Origin of the sequence: Acidithiobacillus sp., assembly GCF_023256195.1 — a bacterium.
Taxonomy (GTDB): Bacteria; Pseudomonadota; Gammaproteobacteria; order Acidithiobacillales; family Acidithiobacillaceae; genus Acidithiobacillus_A.
The window spans coordinates 61,432-82,525 of sequence record NZ_JAGDWX010000030.1; the positions used below are offsets into that span (position 1 = coordinate 61,432).

Here is a 21,094-nt window from a genome sequence, read left to right on the forward strand (position 1 = left end):
AGCGCGGCGAGATTATACCGCAAAAGTGCTTTGCGCTATCCTGATATCATGGCCACCGCAGGTGCACTGACCCCATCATGATCTCCTCGACCGACCCCCAGGCACGCGTGCAGGAATTGCGCACGCTTCTGGAAGCTGCCAATCGCGCTTATTACCGCGAAGACGCGCCGGTGATGAGCGATGCCGAGTACGACGATCTGCTCCGTGAACTGCGCGATCTGGAGGAGGCGTATCCGCAGCTGCGCGTTGCCGACTCTCCGACCCAGCGGGTAGGAGCGGCGCCGGTGTCGAGCTTTGGCACGGTGCATTATCGGATCCCCATGACCTCTCTCGACAACGTCTTCTCCCCCGAAGCCTTTGGCGAATGGTGGGAGCGACTGCGCCGAGCCTTGCCCGAGGTCTCGGCACTCGTGCTCAGCGGGGAGCCCAAATTCGATGGTCTGTCCGTCAATCTGCGTTACGAAGGCGGCAAGCTCGTGCGCGCTGGAACCCGCGGCGACGGCGTGGAAGGCGAAGACGTTACCCACAACGTCCGTACCATCCACAACGTTCCGCTGGAGCTGCAGGGTACGGACTGGCCGGAACTCATCGAGCTGCGAGGAGAGGTGGTTCTGCCCATAGCGGCCTTCCGCCGCCTCAACCGAGAGCGGGAGCGCCGTGGCGAGACGCCCTTTGCCAATCCCCGCAATGCCGCGGCCGGAAGTCTACGCCAGTTGGATCCCCGCGTGACCGCAAGGCGCCCCCTGGCCTTTTTCCCCTGGGGCTTTGGCGAGTGCTCGGAAAGTCTGGGAGATAGTCACGTGCAGATTCTGCAGCGTTTTGCGCGTTGGGGTTTTTCGGTGACGGAATTCCTGCGCCCCATCCACGATCTGGACGCGGCTCTGGCCTATCATGAGGATATGGCGGCGCAGCGGGAGCGCATGCCCTTCGAGATCGACGGCCTGGTATTCAAAGTGGACGATCTGCGTTTGCGGGAGCGTTTGGGTTTTACCGCGCGGGCGCCGCGCTGGGCCATTGCCTGGAAATTTCCGGCTCATGAGGCGAGCACCCTGGTCGAGGACATCGTCGCGTCCGTCGGGCGCACGGGCGTGGTGACACCGGTGGCGCAGCTTCAGCCCGTGCTGGTGGCCGGAGTGATGGTCAGTCGTGCCAGCTTGCATAACGAAGACGAGGTCCGGCGCAAGGACGTGCGCGTCGGGGATACGGTTCTGGTGCGCCGTGCCGGCGATGTCATTCCCGAGATCGTCACGGTGCTGCGCGACCGACGGCCCGCCACCAGCCAGCCCTGGCAGATGCCTACCCGCTGCCCCGTCTGTGGCTCGGAGGTGCTTCGGCTACCCAATGAGGCGGCGCACCGCTGTACCGGCGGTCTGTATTGTCCAGCCCAACGCATGGGCGCCATCCTCCACTTTGCCTCGCGCCGTGCCATGGACATCCGCGGCCTGGGTGAAAAGCTGGTAGCCCAGCTGGTGGATCGGGGGCTGGTCAAAACCGTGGCGGATCTCTATCAGCTACGCAAGGATACGCTGCTGAGTTTGCCGCGCATGGGCGAGAGATCCGCACAGAAACTCCTGGACGAGATCGCCAACTCACGCCAGACGGAATTCGCGCGATTCCTCTACGCCCTGGGGATTCACCAGGTGGGCGAGAGCACCGCGAAGGCCTTGGCGCAACATTTCGGCGATCTGGAAGCGCTCATGGCCGCACCCGCCGAGGACCTCTGTGAGGTTCCGGACGTCGGGCCCATCGTCGCCGAGGCCATCCGCCATTTCTTTGCCCAGCCGCACAATCGTGAGGTGATCCAGGCCCTGCTGGCGGCCGGATTGCACTGGCCCCCGGTCCGCAAAAGCCTAGGGGGTGTGCTCCAAGGCAAGCGCCTGGTGCTGACGGGCAGCCTCCCGCACCTGAGCCGCGAGGCGGCCAAGGAACGGATCGAAGCGGCTGGCGGCAAGGTGGTATCGGCCGTCTCGGCGCAGGTGGATTACGTGGTCGTGGGCGATGCACCGGGCAGCAAGCTGGCCAAGGCCGAGGCTCTGGCCATTCCACGTCTGGATGAGAGTGCACTCTTGGCCCTACTGACCAAAGGAGAAAACGGTAATGTCTAGTGGAAAGCGCAGCTTTCGCTTGAATGTCGCGGATGTTCATGGCGAGGTGTTTACGGGGCTCGTGGAGTTCGTCGTCGTCCCCGGCATGCTCGGCGAGCTGGGTATCCTACCGGGACACGCTCCTCTCATCAGTATTCTGCGCGCCGGTGAACTGCGCATCACACCCGTGGAGGGACATCCGCAGATCCTCTTTCTGGAAGGCGGGATGGTGGAAGTCCAGCCGAACATCGTGACGGTGCTGGCCGACAACAGTCTGCGCGTGACGGACATCGATCCCAAGCTCAGCGAAAGCCGCATCGCCGCCGCCCAACAGGCGCTCAAGGATCATCGCGGCCATTCGGACATGGATTTCGCCAAAGCCGAGCTGGAACTACAACGGGAGCTCGCCAAACTGGGCGCCTTCGAACGCTACCGGGCCTCCGTACAGGAAGGCAAGGGCCAGTACTACGACTGGCAGCGCCCGGCACCTCAGGCCGCGCCAAAGATCCATGCCGAAGCCCTGGAGGAGTGATCCTTCCAGCGCCACGCGCAAAATGCCGTCGGATAGTTACTGTAGAAGCATCTATAATGCGCCAATGACGCTGGACTCCTGTGTTTTTTGTGGCGCGCGTACCCTTAACAACTTGCCGATCGGATTCATTTATTTTAGACTGATTGGTATAAAACCCAGGTTTTGATATCGGAGGTGTTGTGGTGCAGGCACCCAATCCCGGACGCCATATCTTCACCAAGGTATTGTGGCAGATGCTGCTTGGGCTGATTCTGGTTGTCGCCGCAGGACTTGCGATAAATTTCTCTCTGAAACATTATTTCCCACAATATATGGGTTATGCCCCTCTGGTTCGTGAGATTGTCTGGAGTCTGATTGTCTTCATTATCGGACTGTGGATAGCAAGCCACCTTGTAGCTTATGCCGAGAGACGGTTTGCCCGCACCCGCAAGGATCTCTACGGCCTGACGCTGTTGATCCGCATTGCCGTCTACGTCGTGCTCTTGGCGGTCATTCTTTCAATTTTTCACATCAGTATCGCGGGAATACTGGCAGGTAGCGCGGTTGGTGGCGTGGTACTGGGTTTCGCCATTCATACCTTTGCCTCCAATCTCCTCACCGGGATCTTCGCCACGGCCAGCGGCGCCCTGAATTACGGCGATGTGGTCTATGTGAACTCCTGGGTATGGAATATCAACAGTGTTGGCCAGATCGTCGAGATCAAAGCCCTGTTCTCCAAGATGCTCACACAGGATGGCGCTCTCATCAGTATCCCCAATTCCGTACTTCTGGGCAGCAGCGCATTGGTGGAATATGCGCATGAGGACGACAGCTACATTTATCCTGTGGAGACCATGGTCAACGCCGACGTACCCATGGAGCTGGTCATTTCCGAGGCCAAGAAAACACCGCTTTTTCAGCACTCCGATATTTTCATTCAATCGCGCAATGGCTTCAACAATACGCTCCATCTCCTGCTGCGCTTTCGCACCGTTGCCGAACTGAACGCGGTCATCGACGAGGCCAATCGCATCATCGATGCGGCCTATTGGAAGGCGAAGAACGGTGTGACGCTCTACGGCCCGTCCTACTTTGCGCGCGCCAGCGGCCGCTATCCCGTGCTGCTGGGCCTGCCCATCGATGTGCCCTCCGCTCGCATCCTGAGCGAGGCACGCGCGCAAGGCCTGGCGGTCAATCTGGTGAACAAGACCAACGCCATGAATACCTTTCTGCTGAGCGTGGCCGTGGATGAGAGGAAGGACCTGGCCCAATCCATCGAGGCGGCCAACCTTGCTCTCGAGGGTATCTATGAGAAAATCAAGGATGCAGCGGCGGCCACCGCTGAAAATCGGCAGTGATGATCAGCGGTGGTCGACCAAGACCGATTGGCGAGCCTTGGCTTTGCGCAGACGGATAGGCCGGTGAATTAAATCATCCCTCCGGCAGCCCCTCGGGATCACGACCGGAATCAGGAGCTCAGATGCGCCAGGAGATCGCGGCTCTCCAGACACAGAGCACCGCGCTCCCAGAAGGTCGTAAAGACGGATCCACCGGCCTGACGCCAGAGCACCGCGGCGCGCACGCCCGCCAGCAGCAGGGTGCGGATGCGCACCGTATCCTCTTCCTGGGTGAGAAAGCGACTTTCGCCGCTGACGATGATCCGTGGTGAGAGTATGCCGATGCCTTCAGCGTAGGTATTGGCGAGCCCCCCCAGCACGCTGGGGTGGATCGGGTCGCCGAAATGTTCGATCTGGCGTCGGGCCTCGTCTATGCCGCGGCGGACCCGCTCGGTGGCGCCGTGGTGGTGGGTCAAGGCTTTGCCCAGCTTGGCCAGCGACAGGGCATAACGCATCTGTTCCGCCTCCTCGGCACTGCCAGGGCCGCGCTGGAGCAGCGGGCAGAGACCCTGCAAAGCGCGTCTGAGGCTTGGCAATCCGCCGAGCACGGCGGCGCTGTCCCGGCCTTCGAGGCTGAGGATACTTTGCACGCAGTAGCCGAGCATGCTGTTGTCGTGGATGCCGCGGCGAGCGGCGTCCTGCACCTCCTGGGCGGCGCGCAGGATGCCGGCAAGGGCCAGGGTGCGGTCGGCGCGTCGCGCCGGATTCGTGAGCATCGCCATATCCCTAAGCCTCCGTCACGGCCCCGTCGCTGCCGAGAGCCTCCCTCAGCGCCGTGGTGAGCGCCTCGATCTCATGGGTACGGAGTTTGCGGTTCTGGGCGTTGCGGATGAAAAAGGTGTCTTCCACGCTTTCCCCAAAGGTAGAGACCTTGGCCCCAAAGATGTTGAAGCCCAGCCGGCGCAGGGTGCCACCTACGCGATAGAGAAGCCCGAGCCGATCCGGCGCGCGGATCTCCAGCAGGGTATCTTCCGCCAGGGTGTCGTTGTCGACGAAAAGTTCCAGGGGCAGATCGGCAAAATAGCGGTGGCGCAGATCGCGATGGCGCATACCGAAGTGCGGTTTGCGCGGGACCTCACCATGCAGGACGGCGCGCAAGTCCCGGCGCAGCATCTCCTGTGCCGCGGCGGGACGCGCATAGTTATGCGACTCGTCCAGGACTACGAAGGTATCGAGGACACGGCCGTCGTGGCTGGTGTCGATGCGGGCATCGAGGATGTTGAGGGAGTGCCGATCCAGGGTAGCGGTGATCTCCTCGAAAAGGCCGGCCTTGTCGGGACCGTAGATGAGAATTTCACTGCCCTCCACGGGGTGATCCCGCAGACGTACCAGATAGCCCCGACCGTGGTGTGCGCTGATCTGTTGCGCCTGCCAGAGCAGCTCATCGGCTCGGTAGCGCAGAAAGTAGCCGGACCGCATCTCCTGCCACAGCTCCAGGATCGGTTCCCGCGCGGAAGCGTCCAGTTCCGCCAGTACCGCCGCTTGTCGGGCGCGGATGACAGGGCCGTGGTCGGCAAGAACGGCATCGCCCCCCTCCAGGGCGGTCCAAGTGGCGTCGAAAAGCTTGCGCAGCAGGCTCGCCTTCCAATCGTTCCATAGGTCCGGGTTGGTAGCGCGCATATCGGCGATGGTCAGCAGAAACAGATGGGCCAGGTGGCCTTGATTGCCCATGCGCTCGGCAAAGTTGCGGATGACCTGCGGATCTTCCAGATCCCGGCGCTGCGACACCGTAGACAGGAGCAGGTGGTTGTGGACGAGCCAGACCAGCAGTGCCCCGGCATCCGGCTCGAGATGCATATCGTGGGCAAATCGCTGAATAAGTTCTGCCCCTTTGCTGGAGTGATCGCCTCCCTGTCCCTTGGCGATGTCGTGAAAGAGAGCGGCCAGCACCAGGAGTTCCGGATGCGGTATCCGGGCGCGCGCCTGTGCGAGCAGGGGATCGTCCCCTTGCTGCCACAGCCGTGCCAGCTCCTTGAGGACGAACAGCGTGTGCTGATCCACGGTGTAGACGTGAAAGAGATCGTGCTGGATCAGGCCGGTAATGGCCTGATAGGGCGGCAGCAGGCGCCCTAGCAGCCGCGTATCGTGGAGCAGGGTCAAAAAGCGGGCGGCCCGAACCGGATCGCGCAGAGCCTCTAAAAAGACGGCGCGTGCCGCGGGGTCGCCGGTCAGATCGCGCGCATGGTAGCGACCCCGCATGGCATGGACATCACGCCAGAGGCCGCCTTCCAACGCATCCGCATTCTTGCGCTCCGCCACCTGGGCGAGCGTTGCGAGCAGCTGCGCCAGGGGGGGTGCCACGGCTTCCGGCAACGATAAAGCCTGGGACGGGCTCCTCTCCGCGGCGCCCCCCGATAGGTGGCGCCCCTCGCTCAGGAAGTGACCGATGGCCTCCTGGACGATAGCGGATACGCGCAGAACGTCGGCAAAGACCTGGTAGAGCCGCTGCATCATGCGTTCTACAGCGCTGCGCTCGCCGCGCCCGTGGAAGCCGAGCTGTCTCGCCAGAGGCTCCTGATACTCGAGGCGCAGACGATCCTCGCCGCGGCCGGCACACAGGTGCAGCTGTTCGCGCAGGGTTTCCAAAAACGCGCGGGCGCGCAGGAGTTGGCGATATTCCGCCGGACGCATCAGGCCCTGCCGGCAGAGCGGCGCAAGACGAGCCTCTCCAAAAAGCCGCGCGGAAAGCCACAGCAACTGGTGGACGTCCCTCAGTCCACCGGGACCGTCCTTGATGTTGGGTTCCAGGTGATAGGCGGTGTCAGAGAAGCGCCTATGACGCTGATCCTGCTCGGCAATCTTGGCCGCGTAGAAGGCCAGGGGATCCCAGGGTGGGCGAGTCTCGAGATCGGATTGCAAGGCACGATACAGAACGGTGGAGCCGGCGAGAAAGCGCATCTCGTGCAGGGTCGTGGCAATACTGAGATCGGCGTGCGCCTCGGCCAGGCACTGCGCCACACTGCGCACGCTGTGGCCGATGGGGAAGCCTTGATCCCAGACCAGGGTAAAAAAGCGGCTGACGAAGGCATCCCGCTCGGGATCGTCGCGCGCATCCACGAGTACCAGCAGATCCAGATCGGAACCAGGGAAGAGCGTGCCCCGGCCATAACCGCCCACGGCAATGAGACAGGCATCGTGGCGTCTGCGCCCGGCATTGGCCTCGCGCCACAACTGCCGCAAGCTCTGGTCGTGCCATCGGGCCCGTTGACGCAGGCGCGCTCGTACCGGGGATGCAGCCACCGCGGCATCCCTTCCCGCCGAAGAACGCGGCGCCGAACTCGGCACCGGAGCCTGCGTGGTAGTCACTTTCAGAGGGGATCGCCCGGCAGCTGCGTCAGCACCTCGTGGCCATCCTCCGTGACCAGAATGGTGTGTTCCCACTGGGCCGAGGGGCTGTGGTCCTTGGTGACGATGGTCCAGCCGTCGGGCAGGGCCTTGATGTGGCGCTTGCCGGCATTGATCATGGGCTCGATGGTAAAGGTCATGCCCGGCACCAGACGCAATCCCTCGCCGGGATTGCCGTAGTGCAGCACCTGCGGCTCATCGTGGAAGACGCGACCGATACCGTGCCCGCAAAACTCGCGCACCACCGAACAATGCTGGGCTTCGGCGTAGCTCTGGATGGCGTGACCGATATCGCCCAGGGTTGCCCCCGGACGGACTTGGGCAATGCCCCGCACCATGCTCTCGTGCGCCACCTCCACCACTCGCCGCGCCTTCAGCGGCACGTTACCCACCAGAAACATCTTACTGCTGTCGCCGTGGTAACCGTCCTTGATGACGGTCACGTCGATGTTGAGGATGTCGCCATCCTTCAGAATCCGATCGCCGGGGATACCGTGGCAGATGACGTGGTTGAGGGAAATGCAGACGGATTTGGGGTAGGGCGGATATTCCGGGCTCGGCTGATAATTCAGAGGGGCAGGAATGGCATCGAGTTCGTTGACGATGTAATCGTGGCAGATACGATCCAGCTCGCCCGTGCTGATGCCGGCTTGCACGTAGGGAGCGATCATCTTCAGCACCTGGGCCGTGAGCTGGCCGGCGACCCGCATCTTCTCGATTTCAGCCGGGCTGTGGATGTGAACGGGGGGGCGTTCCTGACTTCGACGCAACATGAAAAACTCCTCGCGCGGCTATAAAAGTAGGGTTTCTGCCGCATCTAGAATTATTCTATCAGGACTGACCTCGCTGCGGTAGGCGAGGATCTCCACGCCCTTGCGACGGGCAGCACGCAAGGCCTCGGCATAGTGCGGATCGATGCTGGCCGCTGGCGCGAAGCCTTGCCCATCCTCCCGACCCATGAGAAAAAACAACACCCCGCGCGCGCCCGTCGCCACCACTTTCTCCAGCTCCTCCAGGTGGCGTCGTGCGCGCAGGGACACCGCATCGGGGAAGCGCACCACCCCGTCCGGATCCAGCATCGTGCAGGACTTCACCTCCACGAAGGCCGGAGCTTTGTCGCCGCCCATCAGGAGCATGTCGATACGGGCGCGGTCGCCATAGGGTACTTCGCGCCGCAGCTGCGGATAACCTTCCAGTTCCGGGACCCGGCCGTTGCCGATGGCCTCGGCGACAATGGCGTTGGGGCGTTGGGTGTTGATGCAGACCCAGCTGGCCCCACTCCAATAGAGTTCCCAGGTCCAGGGGTACTTGCGACGTGCCGATGCTTGGTACGACAGCAGCACCGGCTGACCGGGCGTGGCGCAGCTGCGCATGCTGCCGGAATTGGGACAGTGGACGGTGACCACCCGGCCGTCCTCCAGACGACAGTCCGCCAAAAAACGACGATAGCGCCGCAGCAGGGTGGCGGAGGTCAACTCGGGCAGTTGCATGTCCCGAGTATAGCCCCAGGGACGGGAGCCTGTCCCCTGCAAGCGCCTTTCAGTCTTTGCCCCAGATCAAGGCGGTGCAGGCTTCGGGAAGGATCACCGCCGCCGGCGTTACCGCCATCAGGATACGATCACCGCTAAGGGGGTAGAACAAAGCGCGGTGCTCCTGACATCGGATCCCGATTTCCTGCCGGCGGCACTGCCCCAGCTCCTCGCTGATGTGCTCGCCCAGGCGCGCCAAAGCAGCGCCGACAATACCGATAAGACGGGGGTCGCCGACGGTGCGTCCTTGCTCCAGGAGCAGTGTGCCATCACCCGCGATGAGGGCGAGGCCCAGGAGCTCGGGACAGTGCTCTTGCAGGCGATGGTAGAGTGCGTCGAATGCTTCAGGGGACATGACAGGCTCCTTGCAGCGAGGGGTGCGGTCAACGGGGAGGCGGGAAATGAAAATCGCCGGCATCGACCAGGTCGGGGCCGCTGTCGAGTCCGGAGAACCAGTCGAGAAAGGCAGTAACGGTCTCCTTGCCGCGAAAAGAGGCGCCGTGCTGCGGCACGATCCATTCCACGTCCATGCCCCGCACCATCTCCGCCCACAAGGCGCAGACCTTGCGCCCCCCCATGTAGCGGCGGTGGAAACCGTCCATACCGGATGCAGCCCGATGCGCGGCAAAGGCCTCAGCACCCTCGATGGCCTGGGCTGCCGCGTCACCGGAAACGAGGTTGGCACCGACGTCGCCACTGAAGAGGATGCGCGAGACGGGGTCGTAGATCTGAAAATTACCCACGGCGTGCAGATAGTGGGCGGGCACGATGGCCAGCTCCTGTCCTCCCAGATCGATCCACATACCCGCCGGTGGAATACCGATGACCCGGCCTGCGGTCATACCCTTGGTACAGAAGTGCGGCAGGAAACGGGTCCATTCGTCGGCGATGAGGATCTTGGCCTCGGTGATGAGCAGCCAGCCGTTGGCCGAGGCAACGATATCGGGATCCTCGTGAGAGGCAAAGACATAATCCAGGTGGGATGGCAGGAAATACTCGGCCATGCCCGCCAGAAGGTGCTTGTAGGTCAGATTGCCGCCCGGGTCCAGCAGCATGCCCTCACCCTCGTGCACGATGAGGAACTGATTGGCCTGAATCCCTTCACCTTCGACGAGGTCGGTGAAAGCGACACATTTATGAGACGCATCGGCGTACAGTACGGTAGACATGGAAGGCTAGCTCGCTGGGTTCTAATAAAAAACATCTGCGGATTCTAACGTACTATTTTTGGAATGGCGAGTCTCCTTCCCTAGGTCCCGTTGACGAGGTCCGGGCTTTGGGAGCGCGTGGCCAGAGCGGGGCGCCTTCACGCAGACACTGTAGCGCCCAATCCCGCAGGGTCCTGGCATCCGCACCTTGCAAGGTTTTCGGCAGATCCCAGCCAAGGTAGCGGAGACTGGCCTCCCAGGCCTGCTCCGGTGGCGTGTCGCAGGCCGGTGCACCGGCACTTTTGGAGAGCTTGCGGCCCCGTTCATCGCGCAGTAGCGGCAGGTGGGCATAGCTAGGGTGCGGTAGACCGAGATGCGTTTGAAGCTGTCGTTGCACGCCCGTCAAGGGCAGAAGATCCTCACCGCGGACCACCTCGGATATTCCCTGAAAGCCGTCGTCCACCACCGCCGCAAGCACGTAGGCCACGATACCATCGGCGCGTAACAGCGCCGGAGGTGGGCGCAGTGCCGGGGGGATTTGTGGGCCACGCCAGCGATCCTCCCAGACCGCTGTAGCCATTTCCATGGGGCGAAGCCGCCACGCGCGTGCTGCTACGGGCAACCGTTCTCGGCAGGGACAGTGTCCAGCGTTTTGCTGCAGGGCAGCACGACTACAGCCACAGGGGAAAGCGGCTCCCGCAGCGATTAGCGAATCCAGCGCAGCGCGATAGCGCTCCCGGTGCTCAGACTGCCAGAGAACCGCGTCGTCCCATTCCAGAGCGAGGCGCTCCAACTGGCGCTGGATCGTGGCCGCAGCACCTGGCTTCTGCCGCGGTCGGTCCAGATCTTCCATGCGCAGATACCACTCCCCACCAATAGCCTTGACGGAGAGATAACTACCGATGGCAGCGAGGACGGAGCCCGCGTGGAGGGGGCCGCTGGGGGTGGGTGCAAAGCGCCCGCGGGCCGGCGGTCGGGACCCATCCCCAGCTTGCAATGGCTGCGAAGGAAGCGGCATGGTGCCACTATAGAATGGTGCGGAGATTCGCCCAAGAGGGGGCGAGCCTTCCTGGATGGCAGTGGTGTCCGGGATCGCGGGTGAAACAGGAGGAGGGTAGACCATGCAGCTGGGCGAGTTTGGCCTCATCGAAGTGCTCCGGAAGGCCTTGGGCGAGGCGGACCCCGATCTGCTCATCGGTATGGGCGATGATGCGGCGGTGGTACGCTGTCCGGAAGCGCTGGCCGTCTGCAGCGACACCATGGTAGCCGGTCGGCACTTCTTTGCCGACGTGGCGGCCAGTGACCTTGCCTGGAAGGCCCTGGCAGTGAATCTCAGCGACCTTGCCGCCATGGGCGCCACACCCCGCTGGGCACTACTGAACCTCAGTCTGCCGGCGGGTCATGGCGAAGACTGGGGCCGGTGGGTGGACGAGTTCATCGCGGGCTGGCGTGCCATGGCCCTTCCCTGGGGACTGCGACTGATCGGTGGCGATACTGTCGCCACCGACGGCCCCCTCACCATCACCGTCGTCCTTCTCGGGGCGCAGCGGCCAGCCCCCATGCGACGGGATGCCGCCCGCCCAGGCCAGGGGATCTGGGTCAGCGGCAGCCTCGGCGATGCGGCGGCGGCATTGGACATTGCACGGTCCCGGCGTGGTCTGCCGGCACGCAGGCCTCAGGGTTTGAGCGCCGAGGCCGAGGACGCACTGGAGCAGCGTCGGCTGCGTCCTTCTCCACGTGTGGCGCTGGGGGAGGCGGCGGCAGGCTGCGGGGTCGGCTGCGCCCAGGACATATCCGACGGTTTTCTCGCCGATCTCGGTCACATTCTTCAGGCTTCTGGGGTGGGGGCGCGTGTCGATGTCGATGCCTTGCCCGTCAGCAGCGCCCTGCGGCCTGCCCTGGGCGAGGATTGGTCGGCCTGGCAGCGTTGGCCGCTGACGGGCGGCGACGACTACGAGCTCATCCTCTGCACCGCTCCGGAGCTGGAGCAGGCCTTGCTCGATATCGGTCGTGCCACGGACACGCCCCTGACGCGCGTCGGTGAGATCGTGCCGGCGAGCGCAGGCATCGAATTGCGCTGGCGCGGGCATGTCCAACAGGTAGAGGGGCACGGGGGGCACGAACATGTCTTCTGAGGCCCGGATTTTCTTGCCCTGGCGACCGGCCCAGCTGCCGCATGCCCAGCGCCTGGCGAGCTGGGGGGAGCAGGCAGGCTGGCGGGTCCGCCTGGAAATCGTGCAGCGGCTGCCCGAGGTCTCCGGTCTTGCCCTGGCGCTGGGCGATTTCCCGGAATACCGCAGGTGGCAGGATGGCAGCCCCCATCGCCACGTACTCGATCCTCTGGACTGGCCGACTCTGGCTCGGTGGGCGCAGGAACACTGGCCCTTGTCGACGATGCCCCTCAGCGACTTTGGTGATGGCACGCGGCGGTTGCCCGGAGAGGATTGGCGCCAGGACCGCGGTCTTGCCCTGGACCTCGCGCCTCCGGAGTGGGCACTGTTGCAGCAGGCGCACAGTCGTGGGCTGACCCTGGCCACCGCGGAGTCGTGCACCGCCGGTGGGGTGGCCGCCCGCGTCGCCGCCTTGCCCGGCTCCTCCGCAGTGCTGCAGGCTGGGCTCGTCACTTATGCCAACCCTGCCAAGGAAAGCCTCTTGGGCGTCCAGACGCAGACCCTGGAGCGTTACGGCGCCGTGTCCGAGGCAGTGGTCCTGGAGATGCTGGCCGGCGCCTTGCGCTTCGGCGATCTGGCCCTGGCCATCAGTGGTATTGCCGGTCCGGGAGGCGCGGTCCCCGGCAAGCCCATCGGCACCGTCTGCATCGCCTGGGGGCGACGGGGAGAGCCCGGGCAAGCCGCCGTCTACCACTTTCCCGGAGACCGCTGGGCCGTGCAGTATGCTGCCGGCAGCGTGGCGCTCGGCAATCTCATCGCCCTGCTGATGCCGCGTTGAGGGCGGTCCCCGCCTTTGGCCATCCGTCCATTGGTCATTGTCGGCGCCTCGGTTAGAATGCTGCGAACGTTTGGCACAATGTCGGGCTGCCGGAGCCCGGCGCTTGGCGTGTCCCTCGCATAGGAGAGCAGTGACCCATGGATGAACATCGCAGCAAGGCCTTGGCCGCCGCCCTGTCCCAGATCGACAAGCAGTTCGGCAAAGGTGCGATCATGCGCCTCGGCGAGCAAAGTGCCGTCAAGGATATCCAGGTGTATTCCACGGGCTCCCTGGGCCTCGACCTTGCGCTCGGGGTCGGTGGTCTGCCGCGCGGACGCGTGGTGGAGATCTACGGCCCCGAGTCTTCGGGCAAGACCACCCTCACCCTGCACGCCATTGCCAGCTGTCAGGCCAGCGGCGGAACGGCTGCCTTCATCGATGCCGAACACGCCCTCGATCCCAGCTACGCCCAGAAACTGGGTGTGGATCTCGAGAATCTCCTGATCTCCCAGCCCGATACCGGCGAGCAGGCGCTGGAGATCGCCGACATGCTGGTGCGTTCCGGAGCCGTGGATCTCATCGTCGTGGATTCCGTGGCGGCGTTGACGCCCAAGGCCGAGATCGAGGGAGAGATGGGCGACTCCCACGTCGGCCTGCAGGCCCGCCTCATGAGTCAGGCCCTGCGCAAACTCACGGCCAACATTTCCCGCACGAACACTTTGGTCATCTTCATCAACCAGATCCGCATGAAGATCGGGGTGATGTACGGCAGCCCCGAAACCACCACGGGCGGCAATGCCCTCAAGTTCTATGCCTCGGTACGTCTCGACATCCGCCGTATCGGCACCATCAAAAAAGGCGATGAGGTCTTGGGCAGCGATACCCGGGTGAAGGTGGTGAAGAACAAGGTCGCACCGCCCTTTCGCGAGGCAGAGTTCGCCATCTACTACGGCGAGGGCATCTCGCGCCTGTCGGAGCTGGTGGATCTGGGGGTCAAGTTCGACATCATCGAAAAGAGCGGTGCCTGGTACAGCTACAAGGGCGAACGGATCGGGCAGGGTAAGGACAACGCCCGCCAGTTCCTCAAGGAGCGACCGGAGATGGCCAAGGAGATCGAGGAACGGGTTCGGGCGGCCGCCAGCGGTCATCCCCTGGCCTTTGCCGAGGAAGGGCCGGGGCTCGCTGCCGAGGCCGGCGATTGACGGGATCCGAGGCGGTGACTCGGGCGGCCCTGGAGGCCCGGGCACTGCGCCACTTGGCACGACGGGAATACGCCCGGACCGAATTGCGCCGGCTGCTGCTGCGTTCCTGTGCGGACCAAGTTTTGGTGGATGCTGTCCTGGACCGTCTGGAGGCGGAGGGTTTGCTGAGCGATGCGCGCTATGCCGAGGCGCGCCTGCGCAGCACCCGGCAGCGGGGTTTCGGTCCTTGGCGGCTGCGCCACGATCTGCAGCGTGCCGGCGCCAGGGTGGATGACGATGCGCTCCTGGGCGATACCGACTGGCGCGAAGTCGCAAGCCTCGCCCTGGAAAAGCGTTTCGGCAGCCAGGCGCCGACCTCGCCCAAGGATTGGGGGCGGCGCGTCCGCTTTTTGCAGGCGCGCGGTTTTCCCGGCGAGATCATCGCTGCCGTATTGCGTGCGCATTACGGTAATCACCAACCGGAATTCCCGGCGGACTGAAACCACCATCATCACCAGACTGGAAGCCTCATGAGATCCCAAGCCATTCGCCAAGCCTTTCTCGAGTATTTCGCCGCTCGCGGCCACGAGGTGGTGCCATCGAGCCCCCTGGTACCCCGCAATGACCCCACGCTGCTCTTTACCAACGCCGGCATGGTGCCCTTCAAGGACACCTTTCTCGGCCTCGAGCAGCGGCCCTACAGCCGGGCGGTGTCGGCACAGCGCTGCATGCGTGCCGGCGGCAAGCACAATGACCTGGAAAATGTGGGTTACACCGCGCGCCACCACACCTTCTTTGAGATGCTCGGCAATTTCTCCTTTGGCGATTATTTCAAGCGCGAGGTCATCGCCTATGCCTGGAATTTTCTCACGGAGGTTCTCGGCCTGCCGCCAGAGCGACTGTGGGTGACGGTCTTCGAAGAGGATCCAGAGGCCGAGGACATCTGGCTGAAGGAGATGGGGATCGATCCGGCGCGTTTTTCCCGTTGCGGTGAGAAGGATAACTTTTGGAGCATGGGCGACACTGGCCCCTGCGGTCCCTGTTCCGAGATCTTCTACGACCACGGCCCGGAGATCGCCGGTGGCCCGCCCGGCAGTCCCGATGCCGATGGCGACCGCTACATCGAGATCTGGAATCTGGTTTTCATGCAGTACGATCGCGACTCCAGCGGGCATCTGACGCCGCTGCCCAAACCCTCCGTCGATACCGGCATGGGCCTCGAGCGCCTGGCAGCCGTGCTCCAGGGTGTGCACAACAACTACGACACCGATCTCTTCCAGCCCCTCATCCAGGCGGCTGCGGAGATCTCCGGCACGGTCTACGGTGCGGATCCGGCGACGGACACCAGTCTGCGGGTACTGGCGGATCACATTCGCGCCTGCAGTTTCCTCATGGCCGACGGGGTCCTGCCCGGCAACGAGGGACGCGGCTACGTGCTGCGCCGGATCATTCGCCGCGCTGTGCGCCATGGGCGTAAACTGGGACTGGGCGATATCTTCTTTCACCGTCTCGTGTCGCCCTTGACGGCGGTCATGGGCGAGGCCTATCCGGAGCTACGGCGCGCGGAGCGAGACATCCAACGCCAGCTGCAACGGGAGGAGGCCCGCTTTCGCGAAACCCTCGAGCGCGGCCTCGAGCTGCTGGAGGATGCCATCGGCCGTCTGCCCGCCGGTGCGCCCATTCCCGGCGAGGTCATCTTCCGCCTCTCCGATACCTACGGTTTTCCGGTGGATCTGACGGCCGATATCGCGCGCGAACGCGGGTTGGCCCTGGATCTGCCGGGCTTCGAGGCGGCTCTGGCGGAACAGCGCCAGCGTTCCCGCGCGGCCTGGGTGGGCAGTGGTGAGGTGAAGGCCGACCGCCTCACCCACGATCTGGCCATGGAACTGCCCGCGACGGAATTTCTTGGCTACAGCGGCTGTAGTGGCGCCGGTCGGGTGCTGGCACTGATTCGCGCCGGGCAGCGAGTGGATGTGCTGCGCACGGGCGAGACCGGTAGCGTGATACTCGATCAGACCCCTTTCTACGGCGAGTCCGGCGGTCAGGTGGGAGACCGTGGCATACTGACGGACGCCACCGGACTGCGCTTCGTGGTCCAAGATACCCAGAAACCCGTAGCCAGCCTGCACCTGCACATAGGCGTGCTGGAGTCGGGAGAACTGCACACCGGCCAGATCTTACACGCCGAGGTGGATGCCGAGGCGCGCGCCGCCACCGCCGCCCACCATTCTGCTACCCACCTGCTGCACGCGGCGTTGCGCACGCTGCTCGGCAGTCACGTGCAGCAGAAAGGTTCTTTGGTGACCCCCGACCGGCTGCGATTCGACTTCAGTCATCCAGAGCCCCTCACACCGGCCGAGCTGCAGAGTCTGGAAAGTTGGGTCAATGCCGCGATACGCGCCAATGTCGCCGCCGATGTGCAGGTGCTGCCTCTGGCGGAGGCTCAGTCTCTCGGTGCCCTGGCTTTGTTTGGCGAGAAATACGGTGAAGAGGTCCGTGTCCTGCGCCTCGGCGACTACTCCCTGGAGTTCTGCGGTGGCACCCACGTGCACGCCACCGGTGACATCGGCTGCTTCAAGATCCTTTCGGAAAGCGGTGTAGCTGCGGGCATTCGGCGCATCGAGGCCGTTGCCGGTGCTGCCGCCGTTGCCGCCATGCAGGCCGATGAACAGCGTCTTCGGGCGGCCGCGGCACTCTTGCGGGTCGCTCCGGCGGAACTGGATCAGCGTCTGGCACAGACCCTCGAGCGTCAACGGCAATTGGAAAAGGAGCTCGAGCGCCTCCGGCAGAAGCTGGCGGCGCAGGCCGGGGAGCGCCTGGCATCCGCCGCCGAGGCCATCGCCGGGGTACCCGTGCTCCTTCAGCAGATCGAAGGCGTGGATGGCAAGGGTCTGCGCGAGCTGGTGGATCGCCTGCGCAGCGAGATCCCGCATGGGGTGCTGCTGCTGGCCGGAATTCAGGACCGAAAGGTGGCGCTCATCGCCGCCGTCAGCAAGGATCTCACGGATAAGGTGGCAGCCGGTCCTCTGGTGCACGCGGTGGCGGAAGTCATGGGTGGCAAGGGCGGCGGTCGCGCCGATCTGGCGCAGGCGGGAGCGGAGCATCCGGAGCGGCTGGCAGCAGCCTTTGCCCTGGCACGGGAGTGGCTCGGCCAGCGGCTGTCCTCCGCCTGAGATCCATACCGTGCAACTGGTGCAGAGCTGCAGCAGTGGGTATGCTCCGGAACATAGGTTGCGGAGTCAACGAGGAACTCGCCCGGAATGAGCAGGTCTGCCGAAGATACAGAAGAGCTGGAGCAACTGCTGTTCGCCACCGCCCAAGGCGATCAGCGGGCCTTCAAGCGCTTTTACGATCGTAGTTCCGCGCATCTGTACCCAGTAGCTCTGCGTATACTACGGGAGGAAGGCAAGGCGGCAGAATGTCTGCAAGAGGCCTACCTGAAGATCTGGTTAAGGGCGGCAGACTATGAAGCGGGACGCTCGCCACTGGCCTGGGCGGCCGCGATCGTGCGCTATCAGGCCATCGATTTTCTGCGGCGCCTGCCCAAAGATCTGCCGGAGTGGGAAGAGCCGGACTGGGAACGGGCGGATTTCTCTGCAGAGGAGGCTTCGGCTCCCTGCGCCCGCGAGCGACAACTGCTGGAGGAATGTCTGGCGCAGCTTCCCGCAGATCAGCGCCAAGCCATTTCCCAGGCCTTTTATCGCGCTGCCACCTACGAAGAGGTGGCGCATTTTTCAGGGACGGCTCTGGGCACCGTGAAAAGTTGGATTCGAAGAGGACTGCTGGCCTTGCGTGAGTGTCTGGAACATGGAGCTGCGTAAATTCCCAAGATTGGCCGAGCTGCTGGCCGCGAGCTATGTGCTGGGCACGCTGCAGGGACGGGCACGCCTACGCTTCGCGCACATGCTGCGTCAACGGCCCTGGCTTGCCCGTATCGTTGCACGATGGGAAGACGCGCTGATGCCAAAGGCGCTGACGGGACCCGCGCGGCCGGCGCCGGCGAGCGTATGGCATGCCGTACAGGCCCAACTGCCGGGCCACACAGGTCCGGCGAGGATGGCCACGGCACCGGCCCAGAGCTGGTGGCGGGCTTCCTGGTGGCCAGCTCTGAGTGCGGCCCTGACGGTGGCTTTGCTGGTGGTCTGGTTCTGGCCGACCCCGCCACAGATGCCCTATACCGCGGTGCTCACCAACGCGCAGGGCAAGCCGACCTGGGTGATCCGAGCCAATGCCCACGACATGCGCCTGCGCACCCTGGAAAATGTCGCTCTACCGCAGGGACACAGTTATCAACTCTGGGCACTGGTGCCGCATCGCAAACCCATCTCCATGGGACTGCTGCCCACACAGCCCAGTGAATCGCCGATACTGCCGGCGCCGGATCACATCGACATGCAATCCGTGGAACTGGTAGCGGTGACCATGGAGCCCGCGGGTGGATCGCCCACCGGCCAGCCCACCGGACCCATCTTGTTCAAGGCCTATCTGATACGTTCCTGAATGGAGTGTGTGCTGCAATCGCCACCTGCATCCAACGATGCTTTGCCTGCGTAAGTGGTGATGGTGCGCAACGCCCTATGCGTTTCCACCGCGTTTTTTCGAGCAGGTCCATGCACAAGGAGAAAACCATGTCGTCCGAATTGCAGAATACCCACGACCGTCGCGACTTTTTCAAGAAGAGTGCTCTTTTTTCTCTGGGACTCGCCGCTGCCGGCAGCCTGCTGCCCAGCGTCGCTCTCGCCGGCCCCATGGCCAAGCCCAGCGCCAAAGGCGATCTGGATATTCTCAACTTTGCTCTGAATGCAGAACACCAAGCCATCGCCGCCTATCAGGTGGGGGCGGAAAGTAAGCTGCTGGAGCCCGCCGTACTCAAGGTGGCCTTGGCCTTTCAGAAGGATCACGAGGCCCACGCTGCCATTCTGCAAGAGACCATCGAGAAGCTGGGTGGCAAGCCGGTAGCACCCAAGGCGCCGCTGAACGCCCCCATGGCCAAGCTCGCAGCGGCCTGGAACTTCCCCTTGGACAAGCTCAAGACCCAAAAGGACGTGCTCGAGTTTGCCGCGGGTCTCGAGATCGGCGCCGCCAAAGCCTATCTGAGCGTGGTGCCCAAGTTCAGCAATCCGGAACTCGCCCATGCCGCTGCCAACATCGAGGGCGACGAGGCCATGCACTTCGCGGTATTGCGCAACGCCCTGGGAGAATTCCCGGTGCCGGCGGCCTTCATTTCCGCCATGCCAAGCTGAGCCATTCAGACTCTACAAGAAACGCCCCGCTGGGGCGTTTTTTGTTGGCCTTCGGGAGTCGACGCGGAGACTGGGCCGCGCCAGACCGTTACCCTTGACGCTTCTCGGCGGGAGTTCTAGCATCGTCGGATGATTGTCATGGTCAATGGTCAGCCCCACGAGCTACGCGATGGTGTGAACGTGGCGGAGCTACTGGAGCAGCTCGATTTTGCCGGCCAACGCGTGGCCGTAGAGCTCAATCGCGAGGTCGTACCCCGCAGTCTGCACCCCGAGACCCTTCTGCGCGAAGGGGACCGTCTGGAGATCATCCGCGCCGTGGGCGGCGGATGATCTGCTCCCCTCACTCCGTCTCCCAGAGAAAAGCTTATGAACGATGAGGATCTTCTTCGCATCGGTGATCGCAGTTTCCGCTCCCGTCTGTTGGTAGGTACCGGAAAGTATCGAGATTTTGCCGAGACCCGCGCAGCCATCGATGCCGCTGGCGCGGAGATCGTCACCGTGGCCCTGCGGCGGGTAAACCTCGGACAGGATCCCAAGGAGCCCAATCTGCTGGATGTCCTGCCGGCAGACCGGTTCACCATCCTACCCAACACGGCGGGCTGCTACACCGCTGAGGACGCCATCCGCACCTGCCGCCTGGCCCGTGAGCTGGGGGGTTGGGATTTGGTCAAGCTGGAGGTGATCGGCGACGCCGATACCCTCTACCCGGACATGCGACAGACCTTCATCGCCGCCGAGAAACTCATCGCCGAGGGCTTTAAGGTGATGGTGTACAGTACGGACGATCCGGTGGCCTGCAAGGCCTTTGCCAGCATGGGCTGCGTGGCGGTGATGCCCCTCGCCGCACCCATCGGTTCCGGGCTCGGCATCCGCAATCCCTATAACCTGCGCATCATTCTCGAACAGGCGACGGTGCCTATCCTCGTCGATGCGGGGGTAGGCACCGCTTCGGACGTGGCGGTGGCCATGGAACTGGGCTGTGACGGTGTGCTCCTCAATACCGCCATCGCCGCCGCTCGCGATCCCGTGCTCATGGCTCGCGCCATGCGTCTGGGGGTAGAGGCGGGGCGGGCCGCCTTCCGTGCCGGACGCATGCCGCGCAAGCTTTACGCCAACGCCAGCAGTCCTCTGGATGGGACCTTCTTCTGATGGAAGCCGAAGACGCCCTGGAATATGCCCGACACGCCGATCTCGATCGCCACTTTCTCGAGGCCATCGAGCGACTGGTGATGGGGCAGGTGAGCGTCGGCGCGCCGCCAGCCTACGCCGAAGACTGGGAGGAAGCGGAGCGGCTCATCGCCCGCTTGGCCGATCAGGGTGTGGGTGTGCGTCTCGAGCACGTGGTGGATGAGCACGGCGGCCGCTGGCGCTGCTATCTCGACTGGCAGGATACGGTCAGCCTCGAGTGGCAGATGGTGGATCTGGAGGAGTCCACGGCGGCCCGCGCCGTCACCCGCGCCGCCCTGGTCTGGTACTATCAGCAGGAAGTCAGCTCGGCCAACGCCCAGCCCCCCGATGCCTGGGCCTACTTTGAGGTATTGGAGCGGCTCGGCATGGCCCGGGATTTCTTGAGTCGCGCCCTGGAAGACCACCCCGTGCTCGCCGCGGAGGCCGAGCTGCGTAGTCAGTATCAGGAGATCCAGGAGCGTTTCAACGCTCTCTACGACCTGGCCAACCGTCTTTTCGACCAGCGCCTGGAATCGCCCCGCCTCGGTACCATGCACTAGC

21 protein-coding genes are annotated in these 21,094 nt (G+C 63.8%); 14 read left to right on the forward strand and 7 right to left on the reverse strand.

All coding sequences use genetic code 11. The annotated features are described in order from the left end of the window. Nucleotides 1-77: 77 nt before the first annotated feature. The 3 genes from ligA to Q0C23_RS07720 all read left to right on the forward strand — a co-directional run bounded on the left by ligA (nt 78) and on the right by Q0C23_RS07720 (nt 3,953). Nucleotides 78-2,105, forward strand: a complete 2,028-nt coding sequence (gene ligA, locus Q0C23_RS07710) for an NAD-dependent DNA ligase LigA (protein WP_291511786.1) — start codon at nt 78-80, stop codon at nt 2,103-2,105. Then, a complete protein-coding gene (atpC, locus tag Q0C23_RS07715) occupies nt 2,098-2,616 on the forward strand; it encodes an ATP synthase F1 subunit epsilon (RefSeq protein ID WP_291511787.1) in 519 nt (172 codons plus the stop codon). The genes ligA and atpC overlap by 8 nt, the downstream gene beginning before the upstream one ends. Nucleotides 2,617-2,795: 179 nt before the next feature. Then, on the forward strand, nt 2,796-3,953 hold the full coding sequence (locus Q0C23_RS07720) for a mechanosensitive ion channel family protein (RefSeq protein WP_291511788.1): 1,158 nt from the start codon (nt 2,796-2,798) through the stop codon (nt 3,951-3,953). Between the two features lie 110 nt (nt 3,954-4,063). Here the strand turns inward: Q0C23_RS07720 and hflD are convergent, their stop codons facing one another. The 7 genes from hflD to gluQRS form a co-directional block, all read right to left on the reverse strand. Next, nucleotides 4,064-4,714, reverse strand: a complete 651-nt coding sequence (gene hflD / locus Q0C23_RS07725) for a high frequency lysogenization protein HflD (RefSeq protein ID WP_291511789.1) — start codon at nt 4,712-4,714, stop codon at nt 4,064-4,066. Nucleotides 4,715-4,718: 4 nt separating this feature from the next. After that, nucleotides 4,719-7,232 (reverse strand): [protein-PII] uridylyltransferase, encoded by a 2,514-nt coding sequence (gene glnD, locus Q0C23_RS07730; protein ID WP_291511790.1) that lies wholly within the window; start codon nt 7,230-7,232, stop codon nt 4,719-4,721. A gap of 68 nt (nt 7,233-7,300) precedes the next feature. Continuing rightward, nucleotides 7,301-8,110 carry a type I methionyl aminopeptidase gene (gene map / locus Q0C23_RS07735; protein WP_291511791.1) on the reverse strand — a complete coding sequence of 270 codons (810 nt, stop codon included), beginning with the start codon at nt 8,108-8,110 and terminating at the stop codon, nt 7,301-7,303. An 18-nt stretch (nt 8,111-8,128) separates the two neighbouring features. Next, nucleotides 8,129-8,827, reverse strand: coding sequence for a DNA/RNA nuclease SfsA (gene sfsA / locus Q0C23_RS07740; protein WP_291511792.1), 699 nt, complete (start codon nt 8,825-8,827; stop codon nt 8,129-8,131). 49 nt (nt 8,828-8,876) lie between these two features. Further along, entirely contained in the window at nt 8,877-9,221 is a 345-nt protein-coding gene (locus Q0C23_RS07745; RefSeq protein WP_291511793.1) for a hypothetical protein, read from the reverse strand. A 28-nt stretch (nt 9,222-9,249) separates the two neighbouring features. Beyond that, a complete protein-coding gene (locus Q0C23_RS07750) occupies nt 9,250-10,035 on the reverse strand; it encodes an MBL fold metallo-hydrolase (protein WP_291511794.1) in 786 nt (261 codons plus the stop codon). Nucleotides 10,036-10,087: 52 nt separating this feature from the next. Beyond that, entirely contained in the window at nt 10,088-11,032 is a 945-nt protein-coding gene (gene gluQRS / locus Q0C23_RS07755) for a tRNA glutamyl-Q(34) synthetase GluQRS (RefSeq protein WP_291511795.1), read from the reverse strand. A gap of 103 nt (nt 11,033-11,135) precedes the next feature. Between gluQRS and thiL the strand changes: the two genes are divergently transcribed. The 11 genes from thiL to Q0C23_RS07810 all read left to right on the forward strand — a co-directional run bounded on the left by thiL (nt 11,136) and on the right by Q0C23_RS07810 (nt 21,093). Further along, entirely contained in the window at nt 11,136-12,149 is a 1,014-nt protein-coding gene (gene thiL, locus Q0C23_RS07760; RefSeq protein WP_291511796.1) for a thiamine-phosphate kinase, read from the forward strand. Next, nucleotides 12,139-12,963, forward strand: a complete 825-nt coding sequence (locus tag Q0C23_RS07765; RefSeq protein ID WP_291511797.1) for a CinA family protein — start codon at nt 12,139-12,141, stop codon at nt 12,961-12,963. Before thiL ends, Q0C23_RS07765 begins: the two co-directional genes overlap by 11 nt. 137 nt (nt 12,964-13,100) lie before the next feature. Further along, nucleotides 13,101-14,144, forward strand: coding sequence for a recombinase RecA (gene recA / locus Q0C23_RS07770; RefSeq protein WP_291511798.1), 1,044 nt, complete (start codon nt 13,101-13,103; stop codon nt 14,142-14,144). Further along, the gene (locus Q0C23_RS07775) at nt 14,141-14,623 is read left to right on the forward strand and encodes a regulatory protein RecX (RefSeq protein ID WP_291511799.1); all 483 of its coding nucleotides are present in this window, start codon (nt 14,141-14,143) and stop codon (nt 14,621-14,623) included. The genes recA and Q0C23_RS07775 overlap by 4 nt, the downstream gene beginning before the upstream one ends. Nucleotides 14,624-14,653: 30 nt before the next feature. After that, nucleotides 14,654-17,296, forward strand: a complete 2,643-nt coding sequence (gene alaS / locus Q0C23_RS07780; RefSeq protein WP_291511800.1) for an alanine--tRNA ligase — start codon at nt 14,654-14,656, stop codon at nt 17,294-17,296. An 87-nt stretch (nt 17,297-17,383) separates the two neighbouring features. Continuing rightward, complete coding sequence (locus tag Q0C23_RS07785; protein WP_291511801.1) at nt 17,384-17,944, forward strand: sigma-70 family RNA polymerase sigma factor; 561 nt, start codon at nt 17,384-17,386, stop codon at nt 17,942-17,944. Continuing rightward, entirely contained in the window at nt 17,916-18,623 is a 708-nt protein-coding gene (locus Q0C23_RS07790) for an anti-sigma factor (protein WP_291511802.1), read from the forward strand. The genes Q0C23_RS07785 and Q0C23_RS07790 overlap by 29 nt, the downstream gene beginning before the upstream one ends. A 128-nt stretch (nt 18,624-18,751) precedes the next feature. Beyond that, nucleotides 18,752-19,366, forward strand: coding sequence for a ferritin-like domain-containing protein (locus Q0C23_RS07795; protein WP_291511803.1), 615 nt, complete (start codon nt 18,752-18,754; stop codon nt 19,364-19,366). A 129-nt stretch (nt 19,367-19,495) separates the two neighbouring features. Continuing rightward, entirely contained in the window at nt 19,496-19,696 is a 201-nt protein-coding gene (gene thiS / locus Q0C23_RS07800) for a sulfur carrier protein ThiS (RefSeq protein ID WP_291511804.1), read from the forward strand. Between the two features lie 36 nt (nt 19,697-19,732). Continuing rightward, nucleotides 19,733-20,515, forward strand: a complete 783-nt coding sequence (locus Q0C23_RS07805; RefSeq protein WP_291511805.1) for a thiazole synthase — start codon at nt 19,733-19,735, stop codon at nt 20,513-20,515. Continuing rightward, a complete protein-coding gene (locus Q0C23_RS07810) occupies nt 20,515-21,093 on the forward strand; it encodes a hypothetical protein (protein ID WP_291511806.1) in 579 nt (192 codons plus the stop codon). Before Q0C23_RS07805 ends, Q0C23_RS07810 begins: the two co-directional genes overlap by 1 nt. Nucleotide 21,094 lies beyond the last annotated feature (1 nt).

Excerpts from the sequence above, each read along its gene's own strand:
- ligA (WP_291511786.1), top strand. The coding sequence starts at position 78 with ATGATCTCCTCGACCGACCCCCAGGCACGCGTGCAGGAATTGCGCACG.
- atpC (WP_291511787.1), top strand. The coding sequence starts at position 2,098 with ATGTCTAGTGGAAAGCGCAGCTTTCGCTTGAATGTCGCGGATGTTCAT.
- hflD (WP_291511789.1), bottom strand. The coding sequence starts at position 4,714 with ATGGCGATGCTCACGAATCCGGCGCGACGCGCCGACCGCACCCTGGCC.
- map (WP_291511791.1), bottom strand. The coding sequence starts at position 8,110 with ATGTTGCGTCGAAGTCAGGAACGCCCCCCCGTTCACATCCACAGCCCG.
- sfsA (WP_291511792.1), bottom strand. The coding sequence starts at position 8,827 with ATGCAACTGCCCGAGTTGACCTCCGCCACCCTGCTGCGGCGCTATCGT.
- Q0C23_RS07745 (WP_291511793.1), bottom strand. The coding sequence starts at position 9,221 with ATGTCCCCTGAAGCATTCGACGCACTCTACCATCGCCTGCAAGAGCAC.
- Q0C23_RS07750 (WP_291511794.1), bottom strand. The coding sequence starts at position 10,035 with ATGTCTACCGTACTGTACGCCGATGCGTCTCATAAATGTGTCGCTTTC.
- gluQRS (WP_291511795.1), bottom strand. The coding sequence starts at position 11,032 with ATGCCGCTTCCTTCGCAGCCATTGCAAGCTGGGGATGGGTCCCGACCG.
- thiL (WP_291511796.1), top strand. The coding sequence starts at position 11,136 with ATGCAGCTGGGCGAGTTTGGCCTCATCGAAGTGCTCCGGAAGGCCTTG.
- Q0C23_RS07765 (WP_291511797.1), top strand. The coding sequence starts at position 12,139 with ATGTCTTCTGAGGCCCGGATTTTCTTGCCCTGGCGACCGGCCCAGCTG.
- recA (WP_291511798.1), top strand. The coding sequence starts at position 13,101 with ATGGATGAACATCGCAGCAAGGCCTTGGCCGCCGCCCTGTCCCAGATC.
- alaS (WP_291511800.1), top strand. The coding sequence starts at position 14,654 with ATGAGATCCCAAGCCATTCGCCAAGCCTTTCTCGAGTATTTCGCCGCT.
- Q0C23_RS07785 (WP_291511801.1), top strand. The coding sequence starts at position 17,384 with ATGAGCAGGTCTGCCGAAGATACAGAAGAGCTGGAGCAACTGCTGTTC.
- Q0C23_RS07795 (WP_291511803.1), top strand. The coding sequence starts at position 18,752 with ATGTCGTCCGAATTGCAGAATACCCACGACCGTCGCGACTTTTTCAAG.
- thiS (WP_291511804.1), top strand. The coding sequence starts at position 19,496 with ATGATTGTCATGGTCAATGGTCAGCCCCACGAGCTACGCGATGGTGTG.
- Q0C23_RS07805 (WP_291511805.1), top strand. The coding sequence starts at position 19,733 with ATGAACGATGAGGATCTTCTTCGCATCGGTGATCGCAGTTTCCGCTCC.
- Q0C23_RS07810 (WP_291511806.1), top strand. The coding sequence starts at position 20,515 with ATGGAAGCCGAAGACGCCCTGGAATATGCCCGACACGCCGATCTCGAT.